General features: G+C 33.2%; 1 pseudogene. It reads right to left on the bottom strand.

Annotation, left to right across the window (positions count from 1 at the left end):
• Positions 1-271 precede the first annotated feature (271 nt).
• A pseudogene (locus ACFIKG_RS09415) lies at positions 272-871 on the bottom strand (type ISP restriction/modification enzyme); the annotation flags it as partial.
• Positions 872-1,076 lie beyond the last annotated feature (205 nt).

The following is a 1,076-nucleotide window of genomic DNA, read 5'->3' as shown; positions in this document are numbered from 1 at the left end:
TAACAATAAAGCTATCATTTTAGATTACGGTATAATCTTTTAAAGGCAATGTAAAAGAAGCGTATTCACTTTAAGATAGTGTTTCTTAAAGCAATCCAAATAAGAGTATCTAAAAGTGCAAATGATTTCTTTTTAGAATAACGCATATAGACTATCCTTTTAGGATTATATGTAAGCAACTTAACAAAAGAGGTATAGAACCTATAGGTTATAAGACCTTATACCCCTTGTGAGGTTAACATGCCTATCATATGAGCATGCTTTAATAAGCTTATTCAGTTTCTCTTAGTTCTAATTTTGGTAGTTTTTTTACGATTTTCATTGTCTCTAAACTTACGGTAATAACCCTTTGAAACAACTCTAGAGGGTAGGCAGGATTGCCAATGGTTTCAACAGCATAGCAATTGGCATCATTAACAATGCCACTCTTTTTATCAGTCTTTACGCATTGACGCCCCATAACCCATTCAAGAGCGGGTTTACCATTAACGATATACGCATAAGCTTCAAGAGGGATGTCTGTTATTGTGATATTGCTGTTGTAAATAACTTTAGATTTATCCTTTTCCTTACTATTCTTAATTTTTGCGAATTTCATTTCTGTAACGTAATAAAATTTTTCGGGATTAGAGATCTCTGTTTGTTTTGGATTACCCTTTTTAAAGGTCACTGGATAAGGCTCTACATCTTCATAGTTTACATGCAAATGACCCAGTTTACGCCCTGCTGTAACAAACTTCCAAAAATCTTCAGCGCTTTTTACACAAGGGATGCGAGGCAACTCTTTAGAGAGGTTATCAGCATAACGGGCACGGTAATCTTCTGAATGTAAAATCCCATAAACATAATAGAACAAATCATCTTTTGTTATGGTTTTAGTAAGTAAGCAGAGAGGCAATTTTTAAACCTATATCTGTACTATTATCGCGTTTTTTGCTTATTTTAGTAATAAGCTATCGGCATGCTATTTTTCTTATCAAGCGATAATAATGGAGTGTTTCTTGTTGTCTCTAATATGTAACAGTTCCAATAAATTTGGTATATTCTATGAATAAGAGTCTTTACTTGAAGCTCAA

Source organism: Bartonella sp. LB28NMGDW (assembly GCF_042194435.1).
Classification (GTDB): domain Bacteria; phylum Pseudomonadota; class Alphaproteobacteria; order Rhizobiales; family Rhizobiaceae; genus Bartonella; species Bartonella grahamii.
The sequence above is the reverse complement of the archived record's forward strand: the minus strand, read 5'-3'. Positions and strand labels throughout refer to the sequence as shown.